Below are 19,149 nucleotides of genomic sequence, written 5' to 3'. Positions count from 1 at the left end.
TGGTGATAACGGACCTCCACGGTCACTGAATGGCAAGCTTGATGCCAAGCCTACTGCGCGCCCCGGAGGCCGGAAATAGGCCTCAACCCGAGTAGATTCCCTTAGAAAATCCCCCGGCCGGCGCCCACGATGGCGACCTGATTCCGGACCCCAGCAAGGTGCGTACGGAAATCGGACGGCAAGCCCAGATCCTGCGCGACGGCGCAACCCGGCTCTCCCTTGACCGGCACCGTGCGGCCGGGGGAGATCACTGTCACCGGCATTCAAAATGCCACGTTCTCGCGTCCCTTCAGTTTCAGCAGCCGGCGTGCATCCTCCGGCGTGGCGACTTCCAGTGACAAGGCTTCGATGATGCTGCGCACGCGGCGCACCTGCTCGGCGTTGCTGATGGCGAGCTTGCCGGGGCCGCCCCACAGCGAGTCCTCCAGACCGACCCGCACATTGCCGCCGATGGAGGCCGAGACCGCGGCCAGCGGCATTTGATGGCGGCCGGCGCCGAGCACCGACCAGACGTAGTCGGCTCCGAACAGGCGGTCGGCGGTGCGCCTCATGTGCAGGAGGTCCTCGACGTGCCCGCCGATGCCGCCTCGCAGGCCGAACACCGACTGGATCAACAGCGGGGGCTTCAGCAGCGCACGGTCCAGGAAGTGTGCCGCCGTGTAGAGGTGGCCGATGTCGTAGCACTCGATCTCGAACCGCGTCTGCTGCTCGCTGCACGACTGGAGGATGTAGGCGATGTCCTTGAAGGTGTTCCTGAAGATGCGCTCGTCGCTGCCCGCCAGGTAGGGACGCTCCCAGTCGTGCTTGAAGTCCTTGAAGCGCTCGAGCATCTCGTACAGGCCGAAGTTCATCGACCCCATGTTGAGCGAAGCGACCTCGGGGCGAAGCTCCAGCGCGGGCCGCAGCCGCTCCTCGACGGTCATGGTGGGGGCGCCGCCGGTCGTGATGTTGATCACCACGTCGGAGCGCGCCTTGATGCGTGGGACGAACTGGCGGAACAGCACCGGGTCCTGCGACGGACGCCCGTCCTGCGGATCGCGCGCATGCAGGTGGACGATGGCGGCGCCCGCTTCGGCGGCGCCGATCGCCGCCTCGGCGATCTCGTCGGGTGTCACCGGCAGGTGCGGCGACATCGACGGCGTGTGGATCGAGCCGGTGATGGCGCAAGTGATGATGACCTTGTTCACTCGGGTTCCTGGGTTGCGTCGCGGAATAGCTCGGCCGGCCGTACAGCGACGGTGGTGGACGACCGAGGACGGGCCGGACTCATGACGACACGTGCACGAGGTGCTTCCTGATCCGCGACACGTCGTCGGTCGCGGCGGTCGTCCGCGCCGACAGGGCGCGAATCTCGTTCGCGATCACGGCGAATCCACGCCCCGCGGTGCCGGCGCGTGCCGCTTCGACGGCGGCGTTCATGGCGATCAGGTTGGTCTGCCGCGAGATCGCCTGGATGGTCTCCACGATGTCGGCGATGTCCTTGAGGCTCGCCTCGAGCTGGCGCTGGTAGGCGTCGCGCTGCGCCTCGGACGCCCTCGCCTGCCGCACCGAATCGATATCGCACAGCGAGCCGACCGCGCGCAGCGGCGTGCCGTCGGCGGCGCGGCGCGTCTGTCCACGGGCCCTGAACCAGCGATAGGACTCGTCCTTGCACCGCAAGCGGTACTCGATGTCGTACGGCGTCGCGCCGCTGCGGTCGACCAGATGGGCGACAAAGGCGTCCAGGGCCCCTTGCTTGTCGTCCGGGTGCAGACGGGAGGCCCAGCTGTCGAGCACGTTGGGGAACTCCGCCTCGGTCTCGAAGCCGAGCAGCCTGCGGAGCTGCCGGGACCACCAGAAGGCGTTGCGCGGATTCACCGGGTCGCCGGCCAAGATCTCCAGGTCCCACAGCCCGTCGTTGATCAGCTCCCGCGACAGCTCGAAGCGCGCCAGCGACTTCTCGAGCTCCCGCTCCCGCACCAGCTGCGCGTCGATGCTCGTCAGCGCGCCCGCCACCCTCAGCGGCGAGCCGTCGGCCGAACGCAGGGTCTCGCCTCGCGCGCGGAACCACCGGTAGCTGCCGTCGCGGCACTTGAGGCGGTACTCGACGTCGTAGGGCGTGCGCCCGCGGCGGTCGTTCAGATGCGCACCGAACGCCGCCAGGGTGCGCTCGCGGTCCTCGGGGTGCAGCAGCCTGGACCAGCTGCCGAGCACGTTCGGGAAGTCCGCCTCGCTGCGGTAGCCGAGCAGCCTTCGGAGCTGATCGGACCACCAGAACGGGTTCGCTTCGCTGGCGGGATCGACGGGGTTGACCGCCATGTCCCACAGCCCGTCGTCGGTGGCCCGGCGAACCAGGTCGAAGCGGGTCTGCAGGCTCTCGAGGTCGGCACGCAGCAGCTCGACCTCGTCGTCGCCCGCGGGGGCTGCAGCCGCTACCGTCACGGGCGCCGATCGCTCACCTGGCTGACGCCCGCGCAGACTCCGGAATGGCCACATCGACACGCTCCAATCCCTCGTTGAATCGATCCGGACCCGCAGCGCGCTCTAGCGAACGCGCTCGAGGATGCTGACGTAGTTCGCGACCGCCGCACCGCCCATGTTGAAGATGCCACCGAGCGTCGCGTTGCCGACGCTGATCGGCGCCGGCAGTTCGCCGCACAGCTGCATCGCCGTCATCGCATGCATCGACACGCCGGTCGCGCCCACCGGGTGTCCCTTCGCCTTCAGGCCGCCGGACGGATTGACCGGCAGCTTGCCGCCGATGAGCGTCCAGCCCTCCCGGATCGCCTGCGCTCCCTGGCCGCGCGGCACCAGCCCCATGGCCTCGTACTCGATCAGTTCGGCGATCGTGAAACAGTCATGGGTTTCGACGAACGACAGGTCTTCCAGCCGCAGTCTGGCCGCCGCCAGCGCCTTTTGCCAGGCCAGGCTGCAGCCCTCGAACAGGAGGATGTCGCGCCGCGACATCGGCAGATAGTCCTGCACATGCGCCATGCCGCGAAAAGCCACCGCACGCTCCATCGTGGCCGCGGTGTCGGCATCGGTCAGCACCACCGCAGCGGCGCCGTCGGAGACGGGCGAGCAATCGGTGCGCTTGAGCGGACCCGCGACCAGCGGGTTCTTGTCGCTGACCTGGCGGCAGAACTCGAAGCCCAGGTCCTTGCGCATCTGCGCATAGGGGTTGGCGACGCCGTTCTTGTGGTTCTTCGCGGCGATCAGGGCCAGGGCATCCGACTGATCACCGTATTTCTCGAAGTAGGCGCCCGCGATGCGCCCGAACAGGCCCGCGAAGCCGCCCTGGATGCCGCTTTCCTCGCGCAGGTAGGAGGCCCGCAGCAGGTTGTTGCCGATCTCCGGCCCCGGGGTGGTGGTCATCTGCTCGACGCCCACCACCAGCACGACCCGCGCCCGACCGGCTTCGATCGCCTTGACGCCCTGCTGCACCGCGGCCGAACCGGTGGCGCAGGCGTTCTCGACCCGGGTGGCCGGCTTGAAACGCAAGGCGTCGTGGGCCTGCAGCACCAGCGCCGCGGTGAAATCCTGCTTCGAGAAGCCGGCGTTGAAATGGCCGAGCACGATCTCGTCCACGTCCGCGGCCGAAACCCCGGCATGCGCGAGCGCGCCGTTGGCGGCCTTGACGATCAGGCTTTCGACGCTCTCGTTGTCGAACTTTCCGAACGGCGTATGCGCCCATCCGACGATTGCCACATTCACGACATCACTCCTTGCATCGATTCACTCCTCTTCTCTGTCAGCCGCTCGCGAGCAGCCGGCGCAGTTCACTCTTGAGCACCTTGCCGTAACTGCTGGTCGGCAGTTCGTCGACGAAGTGGTACTCCTTCGGTCGCTTGAACCGGGCGATGTGGTCCAGGCAGTGCGCGTCGAGCGCTGCCGCCGACACCTCGGCACCCGGCGCACGAACGACGAACGCGACCACCACCTCGCCCCACTCCGCATCGGAGCGCCCCACCACGCAGGTCTTGTCCACGCCGGGGTGGGCCAGCAGCACCTCTTCCACCTCGCGTGGATAGATGTTGCTACCACCGCTGATGACGACGTCCTTGGACCGATCCCGCAGCGTCAGGCAGCCGTGCTCGTCGAAGGAGCCCATGTCACCGGTGCGCAGCCATCCGCCGTGCAGGGCCTGGCTCGTGGCAGCCGGGTTGCGCCAGTAGCCGGCCATCACGATGTCGCCGCGGCAGACGATCTCACCCACCGCGCCGGACGGCAACACGCTGCCGTCGGGGTCGACCACACGGACATCGACACCGCTGCGAGGCCAGCCGACCGATCCCAGAACGGCGTCGTCGTCGGTGCCGTGGGCGGCCCGGTTCAGGGCGGTGATCGTCATCGGCGCTTCACCCTGCCCATAGATCTGCGTGAAGACCGGCCCGAACACCGCCAGCGACTTCCTCAGCTCCTCGACGTACATCGGGCCGCCGCCATAGACGATGCTGCGCAGCCCTCGCGGTGGCGCGCGCCCGCCCTGCTGGACCGCGAGACGCAGGCGCTGCACCATCGTCGGGGCCAGGAAGGCACCGCACGCGGGGTGATGGTCGCAGAGCTCGAGAAACTCCACCGGATCGAAGCCGTCCGATGCGGGCACCACCTGCCGGGCGCCGCGCGCGACGGACGGCAGCACGTAGACGCCGGAGCCGTGCGACATCGGTGCCGCGTGGATCTGGCTCGACCCCTCGTCGAGCGACTCGACATCGGCGAGGTGGGCCATCGTCATCGCCAGCAGATTGCGGTGGGTCAGCATCGCGCCCTTGGAGCGCCCGGTGGTGCCGCTCGTGTAGAACAACCAGGCGAGGGTCTGCGGAACGACGACGGGCGGCACGAGCGGCTCATGCGCGAGCAGGGCCTCGTAGGCCGCCTCGCCGATGACCACCATGCGGTCCCGATGCAGCGACGAGCTGCGCCGCAGGCCCGCCGCGAGCTTCGGTGAGACGAAGACCAGCGTGGCGCCGGCGTCGTCGATGATCTGCGCCGCCTCCTTGTCGTGCAGCTTGTAGTTGATCGGCACGATGGCCGCTTGCGCGGCCCAGGCGGCGAACATCAGTTCGACGTACTCCGGCCGGTTCTCGCTGAACACGGCGATGCGGTCACCGCCCTGGCAGCGCCCGCTGATGCCCGCAGCGAGCCGCAGCGCGCGCGATCGCAGTTCGCTCCAGGTCAGCAGCTGCTCGGTGCCGCGAAACACGGCACCGCGGTCGGCGAACCGACACGCGGACTTGTCCAGCAGCGAGAAGAGGCTACTCATGCGCAGGCGCTCGTTGCCGACGGCGAAGTCCGAGCGGACTTCGCCGTCACGGGCAATCTACTTCCCGCCGCCGCCCGTGGCGACTTCCTCGAGCTTGCTGAGAGAAACATCGTTCTCCTTCACACCCTTTGGGTTCGCCTTCATGTTCGACGACCAGGTCGTCGAGTGGTTGCGCTTGACGTCGATCACGTGGCCGACCACCGGCATCACGGCCTTGTAGCCGTCGTCACCCACGTCCGGACGGTTCTGGAAGATCATGAACTTCCAGAACTCGCCCTTCTGGTCGTACATCTCGCCGAGATAAGGCCGCGGGAAGTCGACTTCCATGTAGACGACCTTCTTGCTGTACGGGTGCTCGGGCGGCGGCGTGCCTTCGACGACATAGACCTCGCGCGGCTCCCATTCGATGGTCTTGGCCGGGAAGAAATAGGGCGCCTCGGTCAGCCCGACCGACGGAAACTCCTCCGGCGTGTCGCGCTTGCCGTTGTCGACGCTGACCAGCGGGCTGTGCGCCACGGCCAGGACGAAGCGCTTGCCGACCAGCTTGTTGGCGCGGTACTTGGTCGGGAAGGCATCCCAGATGTCCCAGTCGTCGTAGAGCTGGTCGGTGCCGCCGATCGGGTCCATCCAGGCGCCGCCCGACAGTCGCCGCGTGCGGCGCACCGACTTCAGGTACGCCCAGGTGTCGTCGGGCTTGGCCGAGGTCGGTTCGTTGTAGCGGATCGAGAAGGTGCCCAGCCCCCGGATGTCCTGCGGGCTCGTCGCGAACAGGTAGGTCTTCTGGGCAATGCTGCCGTCGCCCTCGCCCACCGGTCCGCCGTCGAGCCGGCCTTCCATGTAGTAGCGCCTCGACTGCCAGCGCTGCACGCGCTCGATGCCCGTCTTGCCGCTGATGAAGACGAAGGAGATGTCGCGCAGGTCCATCGTCGCGCCGTAGGTGGCGGCACGCAGGTTCCAGATCACCTTGTCGCCGGCGTTCGGGTCGTCCATCTTGATGGACTCGGGCGGGAACAGCATGCCCGCGGTCCAGCCGCTCACGGTGCGCGTGGCGGGATCGAACTTGACGTCCTTCGAGTACTTCTTCGTCGCCTCGACGTACTTCGGATCCATCTCGATCTTCTTCGAGTGGGCCAGCTTGATCTTCAGGTCGAAGTTCTTGATCATCGCCTCGAGCTTGTCCGGCACCATGCTGGTGATGGTCTTGCCTTCGAAGGTCTCGCCCTTGATCTTGTCGAAGTTCTCCTTGGTGATCACGAAGCCCGGCGCCAGTTCTCCGGCGAGCGCGGCTTGCGTCATCAGGCCGAGCAGCGCGGCAGCGGCGCAGGCCTGCGATGTGATCGCGACGGTGCGGCGCATCAAGCGCCCATGAGTCGGTCGTTGCATGAGAGTCTCCTTGTCGTATCGGATCAGAACTGCCGGGTCAGGCGGAAGGTGAGTTGATTGCTCTTGTTGAAGTAGCCGAACAACTGCACCGAGGGGTTGGGGTCGAACAAGGTCTGCGAGACGTTGCGGGTCCAGAAGATGTCCGCCTCGATCTTGGCGCGCCAGCTGTCGCCCAGCACCAGATCGACGGCGGGAATGACGAAGCCGCCCCCGTGGTTGAGATCGACGCCGATGGCCAGCGAGGGATTGACCGTGTCGCTGCGGTAGTTGAGGACCGAGAAGGCGGTGAGGATGGCGTTGTGCTCGGTCAGCGGTGCGCCATAGGCGAACAGGCGCACCAACTCCTCCGACTCCTTCAGGTGGGGAATCCAGGTGTCGAACAGCTGGATGGACGAGAACGACGGCCGCGACGTCCCGAGCAGGTTCTGCAGGTTGAGGTTCTTGTCGGCACGCAACATCATCGTCACGGTGTCCTTCTTGCGGATCCCGCCGAAGCCCAGGCCTTGCGGCGCCCCCCCCGGTGTGGGCCCCGTGAACGGACCGACGCCGACGTTGTAGGGCTGGCCGATGGTGTAGGCGAGCTCGGCGCTCAGCACCGCGTCGATGGCCGGCGTGTAGCCGCTGACGGTGGCGCCGAGCACGTCGATCTTCGGATGGATCAGGTCGGCCAGCGGCCCCGCCGGCGACTTTCCGCCGTACGGCGCAAACACCGAGTTCACGACCGGATCGGCCGAGAAGGTGTTCACGTACGCGAACGAGTAGTTGAGCGAATTCGCCTCGCCGGACCAGCGTATGCCGCCGGTGACATCGGAGATGTCGCCCTTCGGATGCTTGCAGTCGTATGAGGTGAGCGCGCTCAGGTCGAAGCCCCGGTAGGGCTGGAAGAACCAGCGCCCGCCGCGGATGTCGTAGGTGTTGCCGATGTCCTTGCAGCGGTCGAGTCCGGGCCGCACGTAGGCCTGCACCTGTCCCTTGGCCTCCGGCACGTCGATCTTCGTGCTGGCCAGCCACAGGGGCTTGCGCCACTCTTCGTTCTCGCCTTCGAAGAACAGCCGCCAGCTCAGGTCGTAGCCATGCACCACGTCCATGGCATGGAAGAAGTCGGACTCACCCCAGACGATCTGCTGCTTGCCGAGGCGAACCGTCGTGCGGTCGCCGAGCTTGAACTGGCCCCACAGCTCGCGAATCTCGGTCTGGTCGTAGTTCTCCAGGATGCTCTGGTGGTCCCCCCCCAGCGTGCCGTTGGTGGCGCGCAGCCGCTCGAGCTCCGTCAGGTAGCTGGTCTTGGCTTCGCGGTCGGCCCGCACCACGCCCTTCCATTGGACGGGTCCGGTGTTGGCATCCATGTCGAGCAGCACCGAGCCGCGAATCATCGACGCCTTCCAGCGGTCGTTCGACGCCGTCTCGGGCTGGTCCTGGAGATTGAACGCCGCCCAGCCGCGCACATAGCCGCCGACGTGGAAGCTGTTGCCGCTGCCCGTGGTCTCGGTCGCCTTCTCCTCGGCGCCCACCGCCGCTCCGCCGACGAACGCCATCACGGCAGCGACAGCGGTCAGCCTCCCCATGCTCATATGTCTCATGCGATCTCCTGATTGATGTTGGCGGTGGATCTGCTCTTCTATGACTGCGCCCGTCCACCTCGGGGTACCACGCTCCATTGATCAGGCCGGCATCGCCTGTTGCGGACCCCCGTCATCGGCCTGCTCCACGGGCCGCTCCTTGCTGCCGACCACGAACTCGGGCCGGAAGACACGGACCATCGCGGGCATCAGGAACAGGGCGCTGGACGCCGAGATGAACAGCCACAGCGCGATCAGCACGCCCATGTCGGCCTGCAGCCGCAGCGAAGAGAAGCTCCAGATGATCACGCTCGTGATCAGCGTCAGCGACGTGATCAGCACGCCCTTGCCGGCCGTCATCAGCGAGTTCTCGATCGCTGCGTCCAGATCGAGATGACGGTGCAGGCCCTCGCGGATGCCGTCGACCACGTAGAACGAGTAGTCGACACCGAGGCCGATGCCGAGCGCGACGACCGGCAGCGTGTTGATGTTCATGCCGATGTCCATCCAGGCCATGTAGCTGAACGTGATCGCGTTCGACAGCATCACCGGCACCATGAAGAACACGCCCGCGACCCCGGAGCGGTAGGTGACCATGCAGCACACCACCACCACCAGCAGCGCCAGGGCGATGGCTTCGATCTGGCCGGCGAGGATGACTTCGTTGACGGCCGCCAGCACGCCGACCAGGCCGCCGGCGAGCAGGTAGTCGGCGTTGGCCAGCGGGTGCTGGGTCACGTACTGCTTCACCCGGGCGATCGCCGTGCGGATGGTCTCGCCCTGGTGGTCGCGGAAGAACAGCGTCACGGCGCCATTGAGGGCCTGGGGGTCGGCGAACCGGTCCATGTCGCCGGGGTCGCTGCCCGAGACGAACATGAAGACGAGCTCACCGTTCTCGTTCGAGGTGTTGCCGAGTTCCTGGTAGCGCGCGTTGCCCTCGCGCAGCACGCGTTTGACGGCCGGCAGGATGTCGGCCAGCGAGATGCTGCCGCCGACCTCGGGCTGCGCTTCCATGTACTTCTGGAACCGCTCCATGCCTTGCAGCACCTCGGGCTCCCTGAGTGCGCCCTCCTTCTTGCCTGCCACCACGACGAACATCCGGTCGGAGCCCTGGAACTTGTTGTTGATCGCGCGCGCGTCCTTGTTGTAGGTGGAGTCCGGCCACAGGATGGGAGAGCCTGGATTGGCATCGCCGACCTTGAGATGGAAGGCGTACAGGCTGGACAGCGTGAACATCACCGCCGCGCCGCCGATGGCGGTGTAGCGCCACTTCGACGTGACCACGTAGACGCACAGCTTGAGCACCCGCCGCAGCACCGGCATGATGTCCACCGGATGGGCATGGCGGCGCTGCGAACCGCACCACGACAGCAGCACCGGCGTCAGCACCATCGCGCTGACCATGATGGAGAGGATCCAGACGGTGCCGATCAGCGAGATCTTCTCGAGCATCGGAATCGGCGTGAGCGCGACCACCAGCACGCAGCCGGCGTCGGCCACCACGGCGAGCATGCCGGGCTTGAACAGGTTCAGGATGGCGACCTTGGAGGCGGCTTGCGCGCTCGTCACGTGGCCCGAAGCGATCTCGTCATCGAAGCGCGACACCAGCTGGACCGAATTGGAGATCGCCTGCGCCGTGATGAGAAAGGCCACCACGATCACCAGCGGATCGAGGTGGAAGCCCATGAGCCTGGCGGCACCGAGCGCCCAGATCGCGCTCACCGTTCCCGTGATCAGCGGCAGCAGCGTCCCGTGCCAGGTCCGCGTGATCAGCAGCAGCAGCACGACCAGCGCCCCGATCGTGGCGAAGAAGATGATCGTCGTCTCGGTCAGGTAGTGGCTGACCAGCCCGTAGAGCACCGGTTCGCCGACGATGTGGACGTTGACGCCGCCGCCCTTGGCCTGCTCGGTGATCTCGGCAATCTGGCGGTAGGCCTTCTGGTAGTCGACGTCGCCGTCGATGAAGTCGGCCGTGATCAGCGTGGCCTTCATGTCGAGCGACACGTAGGGGCCGTAGACCAGCGGATTGTTCAGCACCGCTTCGCGCAGGACGTTGATCTCCTGCGTGTCCTTCGGCAGATTCGGCCACATCAGCGGATGCGATTCGATGCCCTCGGTCGACGCCCGGACCTCCTTCATCTTCTTCGAGGCCAGCGACACGATCTGGTAGGTGTCGATGCCCTCGACCTTCTGCAGGGCCTTCGTGATCTGCTGTGTCTTGGCCAGCACGCCGAGCTCGAACACGTCGCCCTGCTCGACCTCGAGCATGATGCTGACCATGTTCGAGCCGCCGAAGGTCTGCTTGAAGCGGTTGTTGACCTCGATGTACGGGTGGTTCTTCGGCAGCAGGTCGCTGAAGACCGTCTTGATTTCCACGTGCGCTGCGACATAGCCCATCACCGCCGTGATGGCCGCGATCACCAGCAGCACGATCACGCGATGGCGAAGCATGGCGTCGATGCCCTGCTCCAGCCTCTTGAACATGGCGTTCTTCATGTGCGTTTCTTTCTTCGCGTCAGGGAGGAGGCCGCCGGGTCACTGGGGGCGGCCGAAGATGCGCAGCTGCTTCTGATCCAGCGTCGCGAGGTTGGCGCCGGCCAGCACCAGCTGGCCGTCCATCGTTTCGGCCTGGGTACGCCAGGAGAGGTCCTGCTCCGAGAGCCGGGCGCCTTTCCAGACGCTGCCGTCGCCGACCACGCGCATGCCCTTGTCACCCACCGCCTGCCACTGCTTGCCGTCCCAGCCGACATGGTTCAGGTGCTCGCGGGTGACCGGCGGGACCGCCTGCCACGACTCGCCGCCGTCCTGGGTGGTGAGCACGGTGCCCGACAGGCCCACCGCCGCGCCGTGCCCCGCATCGCGAAAGAACACCGACATCAGGCTCGGCCCGCCCGGGCTGCTGCTCTTCTCCCAGTTCTTGCCGCCGTCGCGGCTGCGCATGACGTGGCCGAACTCGCCGACCAGCCAACCGTCGTTGCCGACGAAGAAGATGTCGTTCCAGGCCTGGTCCTTCTCGGGCAGCGCGCGGACCCAGGTCGCGCCGAAATCCGTTGACTTGAGGACCGCACCCAGTTCGCCGACCGCCCACGCGCCGCCGTCGGCGTAGGCCCGCACCTTGATCAGCTTGTTCGCCACGTCGGAGCGCGGCACCTCGACTTCCTTCCAGTTCGCTCCGCCGTCACTGGTGACGATCACGCGCCCCTGGTTGCCGACCGCGACCGCACGCTGCTCGTCCCAGGCCGCGATCGACTGGAGATGGACATCGATCGGGCTCGACTGGATCGTCCACGCCGCGCCGGCATCGACGCTGCGAACGATCTTTCCGTAGCTGCCGACCGCCCAGATCACCCCCGACTTCGGAATGGCCAGGCCATAGAAGGCGTCGCGCCGTTCGATCGCGGGGGTCTTGATGGCATCGACCCTGACCTCCGCCTTCACGAAGAAGGCGGCGTAGATCAGGCTGCCGATGATCAGCAGCGGCGCCGCGGCGCCGGCCACTGCGGCGATGGAGCGCCGGCCCTTGCTGACGGACTTGGGGCTGGATTGCATCGAAGACGGCATGTCGTCGCTCTTTCATTCGGATTCGTTGTCGCCGGCCTCGGGGGTGTCGCGAAGGCACGGGCGGGAAATGGTGAGCAGAGCGTCTGGGGACCGGACCGGCACGCCCGGTCAATCGGCCCGCGACGGTGAGGCACCGAATTCGTCGAGGTGGACCCGAGGCTGCCCGCGCGGTCCCGAACGGGGCAGTGCATTCAGCCTGAATGCGGCAACTTGCATGCTTGTCTCCATATGTGCTTCTCGAGTGCCGCACAGCCTCTGTGCCGGCCTGCCGCTTGGTGCGACAGGGCCCACATCGCAACTACGGTGCCAACTGGCCGATGCCGAAGTCATTCGCGCCAAGTGCTTGATTCGTCGCGCAATTTCCACGGGGCATCGGGCGCGGCGGGCGAGCCCTGCGGCGCCGGAGTCCGGACGCAGCACGGTCGCTCGAACGAAATCCGGACGCCGTCTGGACGCCTGCGACTGCCCACAAGCGCGGCATCCGGCCGCGCAGTGACTTGCGGCGCCGGCGCCGGCGGGCGCGTTCACCGCCGGATGCGCCACCGGGCTATTGACCTTGCACGCGCGGGCTACTGCATCGGCCCCGGCCGCATGCACGATGCGCCGCGGCGAAATCACCGCAGAGGACGACTCGCCCCCTGCCATTCGCGCCCTTGCGCAACTGGAATGGCATCAATCGACAACCAGAGGAGACACCGATGAAATCAATCTATGCGGCGGCCTTGGCCGCATCGCTGGGAATGCCTGCGTTCGCTCAAAGCAGCGTGACGCTGTATGGCACCGTGGATGCAGGCATCGTCGCGCGAGGCCATGGCGACGGACTGGTTGCCGGCCCCGGCAAGAAGTACGAAGTCGCGAACGGAATGGGCGCCGGCGGCAGCCGCTTCGGCTTCAAGGGTGCCGAAGATCTGGGAGGCGGCCTCGCCGCGTTCTACGAGATCGAGTGGGGCTTCGCCTCGGACACCGGCAACGGCGACAAGGACATCGCCAGCGGCGCGCTGCAGGCACGCCATGTCTATGTCGGCCTGGCAGGCGGCTGGGGCACCGCGCTGGTCGGTCGCGTCGATGGTGCGCGTGCCACGGTGACCAAGGAGTTCGATCCCTTCCAGGGTGCCGGTGTCGCCAACTACGGGACCAATGCGCTCGGCATCTCACGCGCCAACAACGCGCTTGCCTACATCTCGCCGACGTGGAACGGAATCTCGGTGCTCGCGGCCTACACCAATGGGGCCGTCGGGGACGAACTCCCGGGGAACATCGGCGACACGCGGATCTATGCGCTGATCCCGGCGTTCACGATAGGGCCGTTCACCATCAAGTACGACCACGAGGAACTCTGGGTCGCCAAAACCGGCACCCCACGCCTCAAGGTCGATGTGCTCGCCGCCAGCTACGACTTCGGCGTGGCGAAGCTGTTCGGCATTGTCGACCGGGTGAAGAACGAGACCGTCGCCGCGGGCCCGCTCGACGACCTCCAGGGCTACCTGCTGGGCGTCACGGCACCTGTCTTCTCGTCGGGGCTCGTCAAGGCATCCTGGGTGCGGCGCGACCGGAAGAACCTGAACGACAAATGCGACCAGCTCGGCGTGGGCTACCAGCACAACCTGTCCAAGCGCACCTACCTGTATGCGGACTATGCGCAGATCAGCAACAAGGACCAGGGCACGTGCCAGATCGGCTTGAGGAACGAAGACGGCGCCGTCGACTTCGGCACCGGCGCTGCCGGCGGCTACGGCACGCGGGGCATCGACCTCGGCATCGTTCACAAGTTCTGAGCACCGCCGGGCCGCCTTGCGGCGGCCCGGCGTTTCCTTCGGAGCAATGAGTGACGCGCTGCGACGCGTCACCTCTGCAGGCTTTCCTCGTTCAGCCGAGCCGTCGGCTGTTTCAACGACGTCGACGGGGCTCTCGCCCTGTCGACGTCGCTTTTCCTCGTGGGCTTGGACAGCGGGCGCAGGCACGCTGTTTCACGGACGGATGATGGCGAGCGGCCCCGACGCATCGCGCGAGATGCTGCGGCTCTAACCGGCCGAGTAGGCTTCCCGGCGACAGAGCTTGCCGGCCCTCGCAGCGGAGTTATCCTCGTCGCGAGATGTCGAGATGCCGATGAACATTGCAAGCTTCCCGGGTCGGCGCGTCTGGTTGACGCGCGCACTGGCCTGTCTTGGCGGCACCGCCCTGCTCCCACGTCCTTCGTCGGCCGCCGTGGACGATTCCTCGTCGTTGAGCGGCAGCAACATGCCCTATGCCGCATTCGACGCACTGCCCGCCGAGTCCATCGACCTCGACGGTGCGCGGCTCCGCGTCGCGTTCGGCCCTGGCACGTTCGAGATATCTCGCGAACGGATCGTCGAATACGTTCGGCGGTCGGCGCGCTCGGTGGTCGCCTATTTCGGACGCTTCCCGGCTCGCGAGACCCGCCTTCTCATCCTGAATACCGTGAGTCCGGGTCGACCTGTTCGTTCGGGAACGGCGTTCGGCTACGGTGGTGCCGCCATCAAACTGACCTTGGCGGCCGGCGTGCGTGCCGAGGACCTGGATCGCGACTGGGTGCTGGTGCACGAGATGAGCCACCTGGCTCTGCCGTCGCTGCCGCGACGACATCACTGGTTCGAAGAAGGCGTGGCCTCGTACGTCGAGCCGCTCGCACGCGCACAGGCGGGCATGCTCGGCACCGAACAGGTCTGGGGCGACATGGTCAAGGGCATGCCTCAGGGTCTGCCCCAGGCCGGTGACCAAGGCTTGGACCACACGCCCACCTGGGGCCGAACGTATTGGGGGGGCGCCCTGTTTTGCCTGCTCGCCGACGTGGAGATGCGCAAGGCAACCGCTGGCCGCAAGGGCTTGCAGCATGCTCTGCGCGCGATCCTCGAACACGGCAACATCGAGCGGGACTCCTCGCTGGAGCCCTTGCTGCACATCGGCGATCGCGCGGTCGGCGTGCCCGTGTTGGCCGGCCTGTACGAGCGGATGAAGGATCGACCCTGCCCGGTCGATCTCGATGCGCTCTGGCACAACCTGGGCGTTCGGCTCGGCGCTCAGGACCTGCAGTTCGACGACCGCGCGCCGCTGTCCTTCGTCAGGTTGGCGTTGACCCTGCCGTTCGCAAGCACCGGATGACGCAAGGCCCGCGCGCCACCTCGTGAGGATCGCCGTTCGGCAGAGTCGGTCAGCTGTCGGCGTCTGGCAGCAGCACGAGCTTGCCGACACTTTGTCGTGACGCCAAGGCGTGATGCGCCTGTGCGGCCGCGGCGAGAGGATAGCGCCCGCCGATGTGCACCTCGAGTCGACCTTGCACCGCCAGGTCGAAGAGTGCAGACAGATCGTCCTTCAGGACTTGCGGGGTCAGCAACGGGGCCAGGGCGAAACCGCGTATCGATTGATTCTTGAAGATGAGTTGCAGCAGCTCGGGAACACCCAGCGAAAACGACTGGATGTTCAAGGCGCCAAAGATCACGAGCACGCCTCGCGGCGCCAACGCCGCGAGGCTGCTCGTGGTGATCGCGCCACCCGCCGATTCGTAGATCACATCGGGCCCGACACCATCGCTGGCATCCCGCACTGCTTCGACCCAGTCGGAGGCGGTGTAGTCCAAGGCCACATCGGCGCCCAGTGAAAGCGCCAGCGCTCGTTTGGCCCCGGTGCTCGCAGCGGCGATCACTTTCCTGGCGCCGGCGCGTCGGGCCAACTGCAGCAGCAGCGTGCCGACGCCGCCCGCAGCGGCGTTGACCAGCACGACCTTGTCGCGCAACTCGGCATGGCGCGTGAGGGCCAGGGCCGACAAGCCCTGAACCATCAGCGCCGCGGCCTGGTCGTAGGCCAGCCGGTCAGGCAATGCGACCAGGACCGACGCGTCGATCAACACATGGCTGGCATACCCGCCAAAGAAATTGCCGACGGCAAAAAGCGGTGCGGCGACACGTTGGCCGATGAACCAACCCGCACACGTACCCGGGTCGCAGACCTCGCCCACCGCCTCGGTGCCGAGAATCGAAGGGAGCGCCGGTGTGACGGCGTACCGGTTCTCGCGCATCAGCGTTTCGGCGAAGTTGATTCCGGCCGCATGAACCCTGACGAGAACCTGCCCGGGCCCGGGGCGCGGCGTCGGCAGGTCGACCAGCCGCAGAACTTCGGGATCCCCGAAGCGAGAGATCTGAACAGCCTTCATCACGAAACCTGCAAGAAAGAGTGGAGACAAACACAATTCGATCATCCGGGCCGCCTCGCGGCTAGGCACCGTTCAGTTCCTTACCCACCAACAGGTCACCATGAAAGATCCGATCAAGCGCCTGCCGCTGTTGCCCATCGAACGGGCCTTCAAGGTGATTTCCGGACGCTGGAAGGCCTTCATCCTGGTGCACCTGTACGGCGGCCCCAAGCGCTTGTCCGAGCTGAGGCGTCTTCTGCCGGAGGTCAGTCAAAAGGTGCTGATCGAGCAATTGCGCGAGCTGGAGGAGCACGGCGTCGTGCATCGCGAGGTGTGTCGCCAGGCGCCCCCATGGGTTGACTACAGCGCAACGGCGTTGGGGCGCAGCCTGGAGCCCGTGATCATGGCCTTGTGCGACTGGGGGCGCCACCACGCGGCGGAACTCGACGAGCTCGACCGCCTGGCCAGCTGCACACTCGCCCCTCCGTACGAGCCCGAGATCAAGGACGCAGATGCAGGCCCTTCTCGCGGCAGACCGCAGCGAAGAACGTCCTGACGAGCGTCAGACGACGCCGGGTTTGCCTCCGCAGGCACTGAGCCGGGGCTGCCACCCCTCTTCGCAGCAGCGCTGACGGGATCCCATTCAACGGGGTAACGCCCCGGGGTCGGGCCGCGCTTGCGTTCGCATCGCGCGCGGGCATGCCTGCCCGCCCCGAGGATGTCGACGGTTCCCTGCGGGTCGACCGCCCTCCACACGCCGCACCTCAGGTCCCATCAAGTAACTTGCAAAAACAAATTTGCATGGTTACTTTGTTTGGTGTAACCTTGTTTATGCTTTTTAACAGGTTACCTATCTGTTGACTGCTCTCCACCCGTCTGGCCCCAACCCCTAACCGCATTCACCCATGGACTTCAATCCTTTCTCCCCGTGGCATCTGCTCGCGCGCGCCGCATCGGCAGCGCTGCACCGCGTGGTCGAGCAATCGCCCACACGCTCTCCCTCGGACAGCACACCCGTTCCTCGCACGCGCGCACGAGTGGCGACCGTGGACGGTCTGAAGGTGTTCTATCGCGAGGCCGGCGAGGTCGACTCTCCCGTCATCGTGCTGCTGCATGGCTTCCCTTCGTCGTCGCACATGTACCGCGACCTCATCCCGCTGCTCGCGGACCGATTCCGCGTCATCGCCCCCGACTACATCGGCTTCGGGCACTCCGACGCGCCGACGGTCGAGCAGTACACCTACACCTTCGACAAGCTTGCCGCCACGACTCAGCATCTGCTCGACCAGATCGGTGTGACCAGCGCCGTCTACTACATGCAGGACTACGGCGGCCCGATCGGCATGCGCCTGGCGATCAACCACCCGGACCGGGTCCGCGGCCTGGTCTTCCAGAACGCCAATGCCTACATGGAAGGCGTCAGCCAGGCGGCCATCGACGTCTTCATGCCGCTGTGGCAGCAGGGCGACGAAACCGGCGCGCGGCAGATGCTGCTCGCGCAAACGACCCGCTACCAGTACGTCGCCGGAGCGCGCAATCCCGATGCGCTCAACCCCGATGCGTGGACGCATGACCAGGCGCTGCTCGATCGGCCTGGCAGCGCCGAACGCCAGATCGCGCTGTTCAAGGATTACCAGACCAACGTCGCCAGCTATGACGCCTGGCATGCCTACTTCCGTGAGCATCAGCCGAAGACCTTGCTGACCTGGGGCCGGGGCGACCCGTTCTTCACCGTGCCGGGGGCCGAGGCCTTCAAGCGCGACCTCACGAACCTCGAAGTGCACTACTTCGACACCGGGCACTTTGCGCTTGAAGAAGACGCGCTGCCGATCGCGGCACTGATCAAGCGCAAATTCTCCCGGGCATCGGACCAGCGGCTGGCAGCAGCATGAAGCTCCTGACGAATGCGCTGAGTGTCGCGTCGCTGGCCGCGATCTCCGCGGCCATCAACATGGCCGGCGTCTGGCCGGCCCACGCCCAGGTCCAGCTGTCCGGCAAGACACTGCCGCTCAGTCTGGCGCAGGACGCAGCGCAGGAAGCCATCCGGACCTGCGAAGCCAGCGGCTACCGGGTTTCCGCCTCGGTGGTGGATGTTGCGGGGGTCGAGAGGGCCTTCCTGCGGGGCGACCGCAGCACCATCCACACCCGCGAGACCGCGTTCAAGAAGGCCTACACGGTCGCGACGCTCGGTCCGATCTTTGGCGCCACCACGTCGGGAATGCTCACCGAGAAGATCAGCAAGACGCCGACAGGCCCTGCGCTGGCGTCCGTCAGCAATGTGATCCTGCTGGCAGGCGGGGTCGCCATCCGTGCCGGCGACGAGACGATCGCCGCTCTCGGCGTCGGCGGTGCGCCCGGCGGAGCACTCGACGAGCTGTGTGCGAAGGCGGGCGTCGCGAAGGTCCAGGAACGGGTCAACGCCCTGACGGCGCCCCAGCCATGAAGCCCGCGGCGGCGGCCGCGCCGCGATGGCTCCGAACACGGCGCGGCATCTGCCATGACGGCCAACGCCACTGCCGCCCCTTTTCTACAAGGACCTGCACATCATGAGCAAGCTACTGCATGTCGTGGGCTCGCCACGCCAGGCCGATTCGCGATCGGCTGCGATCGCCGCACTCTTCCTCGAGACATGGCGCGAACTGGACCCGCTGCTCGAGGTCGACACACTGGACCTGTGGCAAGACCCGCTGCCCGAATTCGACGGCGACAAGGCCGCCGCGAAGATGACGGTCATCACCGGCGCAGCGCACGATCAACGCACCCGGACCGCCTGGGACCTCATCACCGGCGTTGCCGCGCGATTCACGAGTGCCGACGCCTACCTGTTCACTGTGCCGATGTGGAATGGCGGGATACCGTACCGCCTGAAGCTCTACATCGACATCCTGATGCAGCCCGGCGTCCTGTTCGGCTTCGATCCGGATCAGGGGTACCGCGGGCTGCTGACGGGCAAGCGCGCCGCAGCGATCTACACCAGCGGGGTCTACGAGTCCGGCCTGCCGGCGGCGTTCGGCATGGACTTTCACTCCACGTACTTCGACTGGTGGTTGCGAGCCATCGGCATCGAGCACATCGAGAGCATTCGCTACCAGCCCACATTGCGCACCGCGCAACCGGAGCGGGTGTTCGAGCGGGCCGCGAACACCGCCCGTGCCGCGGCGACGCGCATGGCCTGCTGATCCGCAGAACGAGGGGTCTGCGGCGACGACAACTCCTCAACCTCAGTCCTCCCAACCCTTTCACTTGTCCCCAAAGGA

General features: G+C 66.5%; 15 protein-coding genes. 6 read left to right on the top strand and 9 right to left on the bottom strand.

All coding sequences use genetic code 11. The features are described from left to right. Positions 1 to 263 precede the first annotated feature (263 nt). The 8 genes from ACQY9S_RS20885 to ACQY9S_RS20850 all read right to left on the bottom strand — a co-directional run bounded on the left by ACQY9S_RS20885 (position 264) and on the right by ACQY9S_RS20850 (position 11,733). Positions 264 to 1,133: a 3-keto-5-aminohexanoate cleavage protein gene (locus ACQY9S_RS20885; protein WP_428425836.1), complete on the bottom strand. Its 870-nt coding sequence runs from the start codon at positions 1,131 to 1,133 to the stop codon at positions 264 to 266. 133 nt (positions 1,134 to 1,266) lie between these two features. Beyond that, on the bottom strand, positions 1,267 to 2,421 hold the full coding sequence (locus ACQY9S_RS20880; protein WP_428422440.1) for a methyl-accepting chemotaxis protein: 1,155 nt from the start codon (positions 2,419 to 2,421) through the stop codon (positions 1,267 to 1,269). 102 nt (positions 2,422 to 2,523) lie between these two features. Then, the gene (locus ACQY9S_RS20875) at positions 2,524 to 3,693 is read right to left on the bottom strand and encodes an acetyl-CoA acetyltransferase (RefSeq protein WP_428422439.1); all 1,170 of its coding nucleotides are present in this window, start codon (positions 3,691 to 3,693) and stop codon (positions 2,524 to 2,526) included. 37 nt (positions 3,694 to 3,730) lie between these two features. Continuing rightward, positions 3,731 to 5,242: an AMP-binding protein gene (locus tag ACQY9S_RS20870; RefSeq protein WP_428422438.1), complete on the bottom strand. Its 1,512-nt coding sequence runs from the start codon at positions 5,240 to 5,242 to the stop codon at positions 3,731 to 3,733. A 57-nt stretch (positions 5,243 to 5,299) separates the two neighbouring features. Beyond that, entirely contained in the window at positions 5,300 to 6,625 is a 1,326-nt protein-coding gene (locus ACQY9S_RS20865) for a DUF1329 domain-containing protein (protein ID WP_428422437.1), read from the bottom strand. Between the two features lie 23 nt (positions 6,626 to 6,648). Further along, a complete protein-coding gene (locus tag ACQY9S_RS20860; protein ID WP_428422436.1) occupies positions 6,649 to 8,205 on the bottom strand; it encodes a DUF1302 family protein in 1,557 nt (518 codons plus the stop codon). A gap of 81 nt (positions 8,206 to 8,286) precedes the next feature. Next, complete coding sequence (locus ACQY9S_RS20855) at positions 8,287 to 10,680, bottom strand: efflux RND transporter permease subunit (RefSeq protein WP_428422435.1); 2,394 nt, start codon at positions 10,678 to 10,680, stop codon at positions 8,287 to 8,289. Positions 10,681 to 10,719: 39 nt separating this feature from the next. Beyond that, a complete protein-coding gene (locus ACQY9S_RS20850; protein ID WP_428422434.1) occupies positions 10,720 to 11,733 on the bottom strand; it encodes a YCF48-related protein in 1,014 nt (337 codons plus the stop codon). Between the two features lie 710 nt (positions 11,734 to 12,443). Between ACQY9S_RS20850 and ACQY9S_RS20845 the strand changes: the two genes are divergently transcribed. Both ACQY9S_RS20845 and ACQY9S_RS20840 read left to right on the top strand, forming a co-directional pair. Further along, entirely contained in the window at positions 12,444 to 13,520 is a 1,077-nt protein-coding gene (locus tag ACQY9S_RS20845; RefSeq protein ID WP_428422433.1) for a porin, read from the top strand. A 325-nt stretch (positions 13,521 to 13,845) separates the two neighbouring features. Then, entirely contained in the window at positions 13,846 to 14,865 is a 1,020-nt protein-coding gene (locus ACQY9S_RS20840; RefSeq protein ID WP_428422432.1) for a hypothetical protein, read from the top strand. 49 nt (positions 14,866 to 14,914) lie between these two features. On the opposite strand, the gene ACQY9S_RS20835 is transcribed toward ACQY9S_RS20840, so the two are convergent. Next, complete coding sequence (locus ACQY9S_RS20835) at positions 14,915 to 15,982, bottom strand: quinone oxidoreductase family protein (protein ID WP_428422431.1); 1,068 nt, start codon at positions 15,980 to 15,982, stop codon at positions 14,915 to 14,917. 31 nt (positions 15,983 to 16,013) lie between these two features. Here ACQY9S_RS20835 and ACQY9S_RS20830 point away from each other — a divergent pair, with 31 nt between their 5' ends. The 4 genes from ACQY9S_RS20830 (at position 16,014) to ACQY9S_RS20815 (ending at position 19,071) form a co-directional block, all read left to right on the top strand. Next, a complete protein-coding gene (locus ACQY9S_RS20830) occupies positions 16,014 to 16,448 on the top strand; it encodes a winged helix-turn-helix transcriptional regulator (RefSeq protein ID WP_428422430.1) in 435 nt (144 codons plus the stop codon). A gap of 349 nt (positions 16,449 to 16,797) precedes the next feature. After that, a complete protein-coding gene (locus tag ACQY9S_RS20825) occupies positions 16,798 to 17,784 on the top strand; it encodes an alpha/beta fold hydrolase (RefSeq protein WP_428422429.1) in 987 nt (328 codons plus the stop codon). Then, complete coding sequence (locus ACQY9S_RS20820) at positions 17,781 to 18,335, top strand: GlcG/HbpS family heme-binding protein (protein WP_428422428.1); 555 nt, start codon at positions 17,781 to 17,783, stop codon at positions 18,333 to 18,335. Before ACQY9S_RS20825 ends, ACQY9S_RS20820 begins: the two co-directional genes overlap by 4 nt. 103 nt (positions 18,336 to 18,438) lie before the next feature. Beyond that, a complete protein-coding gene (locus ACQY9S_RS20815) occupies positions 18,439 to 19,071 on the top strand; it encodes an FMN-dependent NADH-azoreductase (RefSeq protein WP_428422427.1) in 633 nt (210 codons plus the stop codon). Positions 19,072 to 19,149: the final 78 nt, after the last annotated feature.

Source organism: Methylibium sp., assembly GCF_965279545.1.
Lineage (GTDB): Bacteria > Pseudomonadota > Gammaproteobacteria > Burkholderiales > Burkholderiaceae_C > Methylibium.
Note: the sequence above shows the minus strand (reverse complement) of the source record. Positions and strands in the feature narration are given on the sequence as shown.

Excerpts from the sequence above, each read along its gene's own strand:
- ACQY9S_RS20885 (WP_428425836.1), bottom strand. The coding sequence starts at position 1,133 with ATGTCGCCGCACCTGCCGGTGACACCCGACGAGATCGCCGAGGCGGCG.
- ACQY9S_RS20870 (WP_428422438.1), bottom strand. The coding sequence starts at position 5,242 with ATGAGTAGCCTCTTCTCGCTGCTGGACAAGTCCGCGTGTCGGTTCGCC.
- ACQY9S_RS20865 (WP_428422437.1), bottom strand. The coding sequence starts at position 6,625 with ATGCAACGACCGACTCATGGGCGCTTGATGCGCCGCACCGTCGCGATC.
- ACQY9S_RS20860 (WP_428422436.1), bottom strand. The coding sequence starts at position 8,205 with ATGAGACATATGAGCATGGGGAGGCTGACCGCTGTCGCTGCCGTGATG.
- ACQY9S_RS20855 (WP_428422435.1), bottom strand. The coding sequence starts at position 10,680 with ATGAAGAACGCCATGTTCAAGAGGCTGGAGCAGGGCATCGACGCCATG.
- ACQY9S_RS20850 (WP_428422434.1), bottom strand. The coding sequence starts at position 11,733 with ATGCAATCCAGCCCCAAGTCCGTCAGCAAGGGCCGGCGCTCCATCGCC.
- ACQY9S_RS20845 (WP_428422433.1), top strand. The coding sequence starts at position 12,444 with ATGAAATCAATCTATGCGGCGGCCTTGGCCGCATCGCTGGGAATGCCT.
- ACQY9S_RS20840 (WP_428422432.1), top strand. The coding sequence starts at position 13,846 with ATGCCGATGAACATTGCAAGCTTCCCGGGTCGGCGCGTCTGGTTGACG.
- ACQY9S_RS20830 (WP_428422430.1), top strand. The coding sequence starts at position 16,014 with ATGAAAGATCCGATCAAGCGCCTGCCGCTGTTGCCCATCGAACGGGCC.
- ACQY9S_RS20825 (WP_428422429.1), top strand. The coding sequence starts at position 16,798 with ATGGACTTCAATCCTTTCTCCCCGTGGCATCTGCTCGCGCGCGCCGCA.
- ACQY9S_RS20820 (WP_428422428.1), top strand. The coding sequence starts at position 17,781 with ATGAAGCTCCTGACGAATGCGCTGAGTGTCGCGTCGCTGGCCGCGATC.
- ACQY9S_RS20815 (WP_428422427.1), top strand. The coding sequence starts at position 18,439 with ATGAGCAAGCTACTGCATGTCGTGGGCTCGCCACGCCAGGCCGATTCG.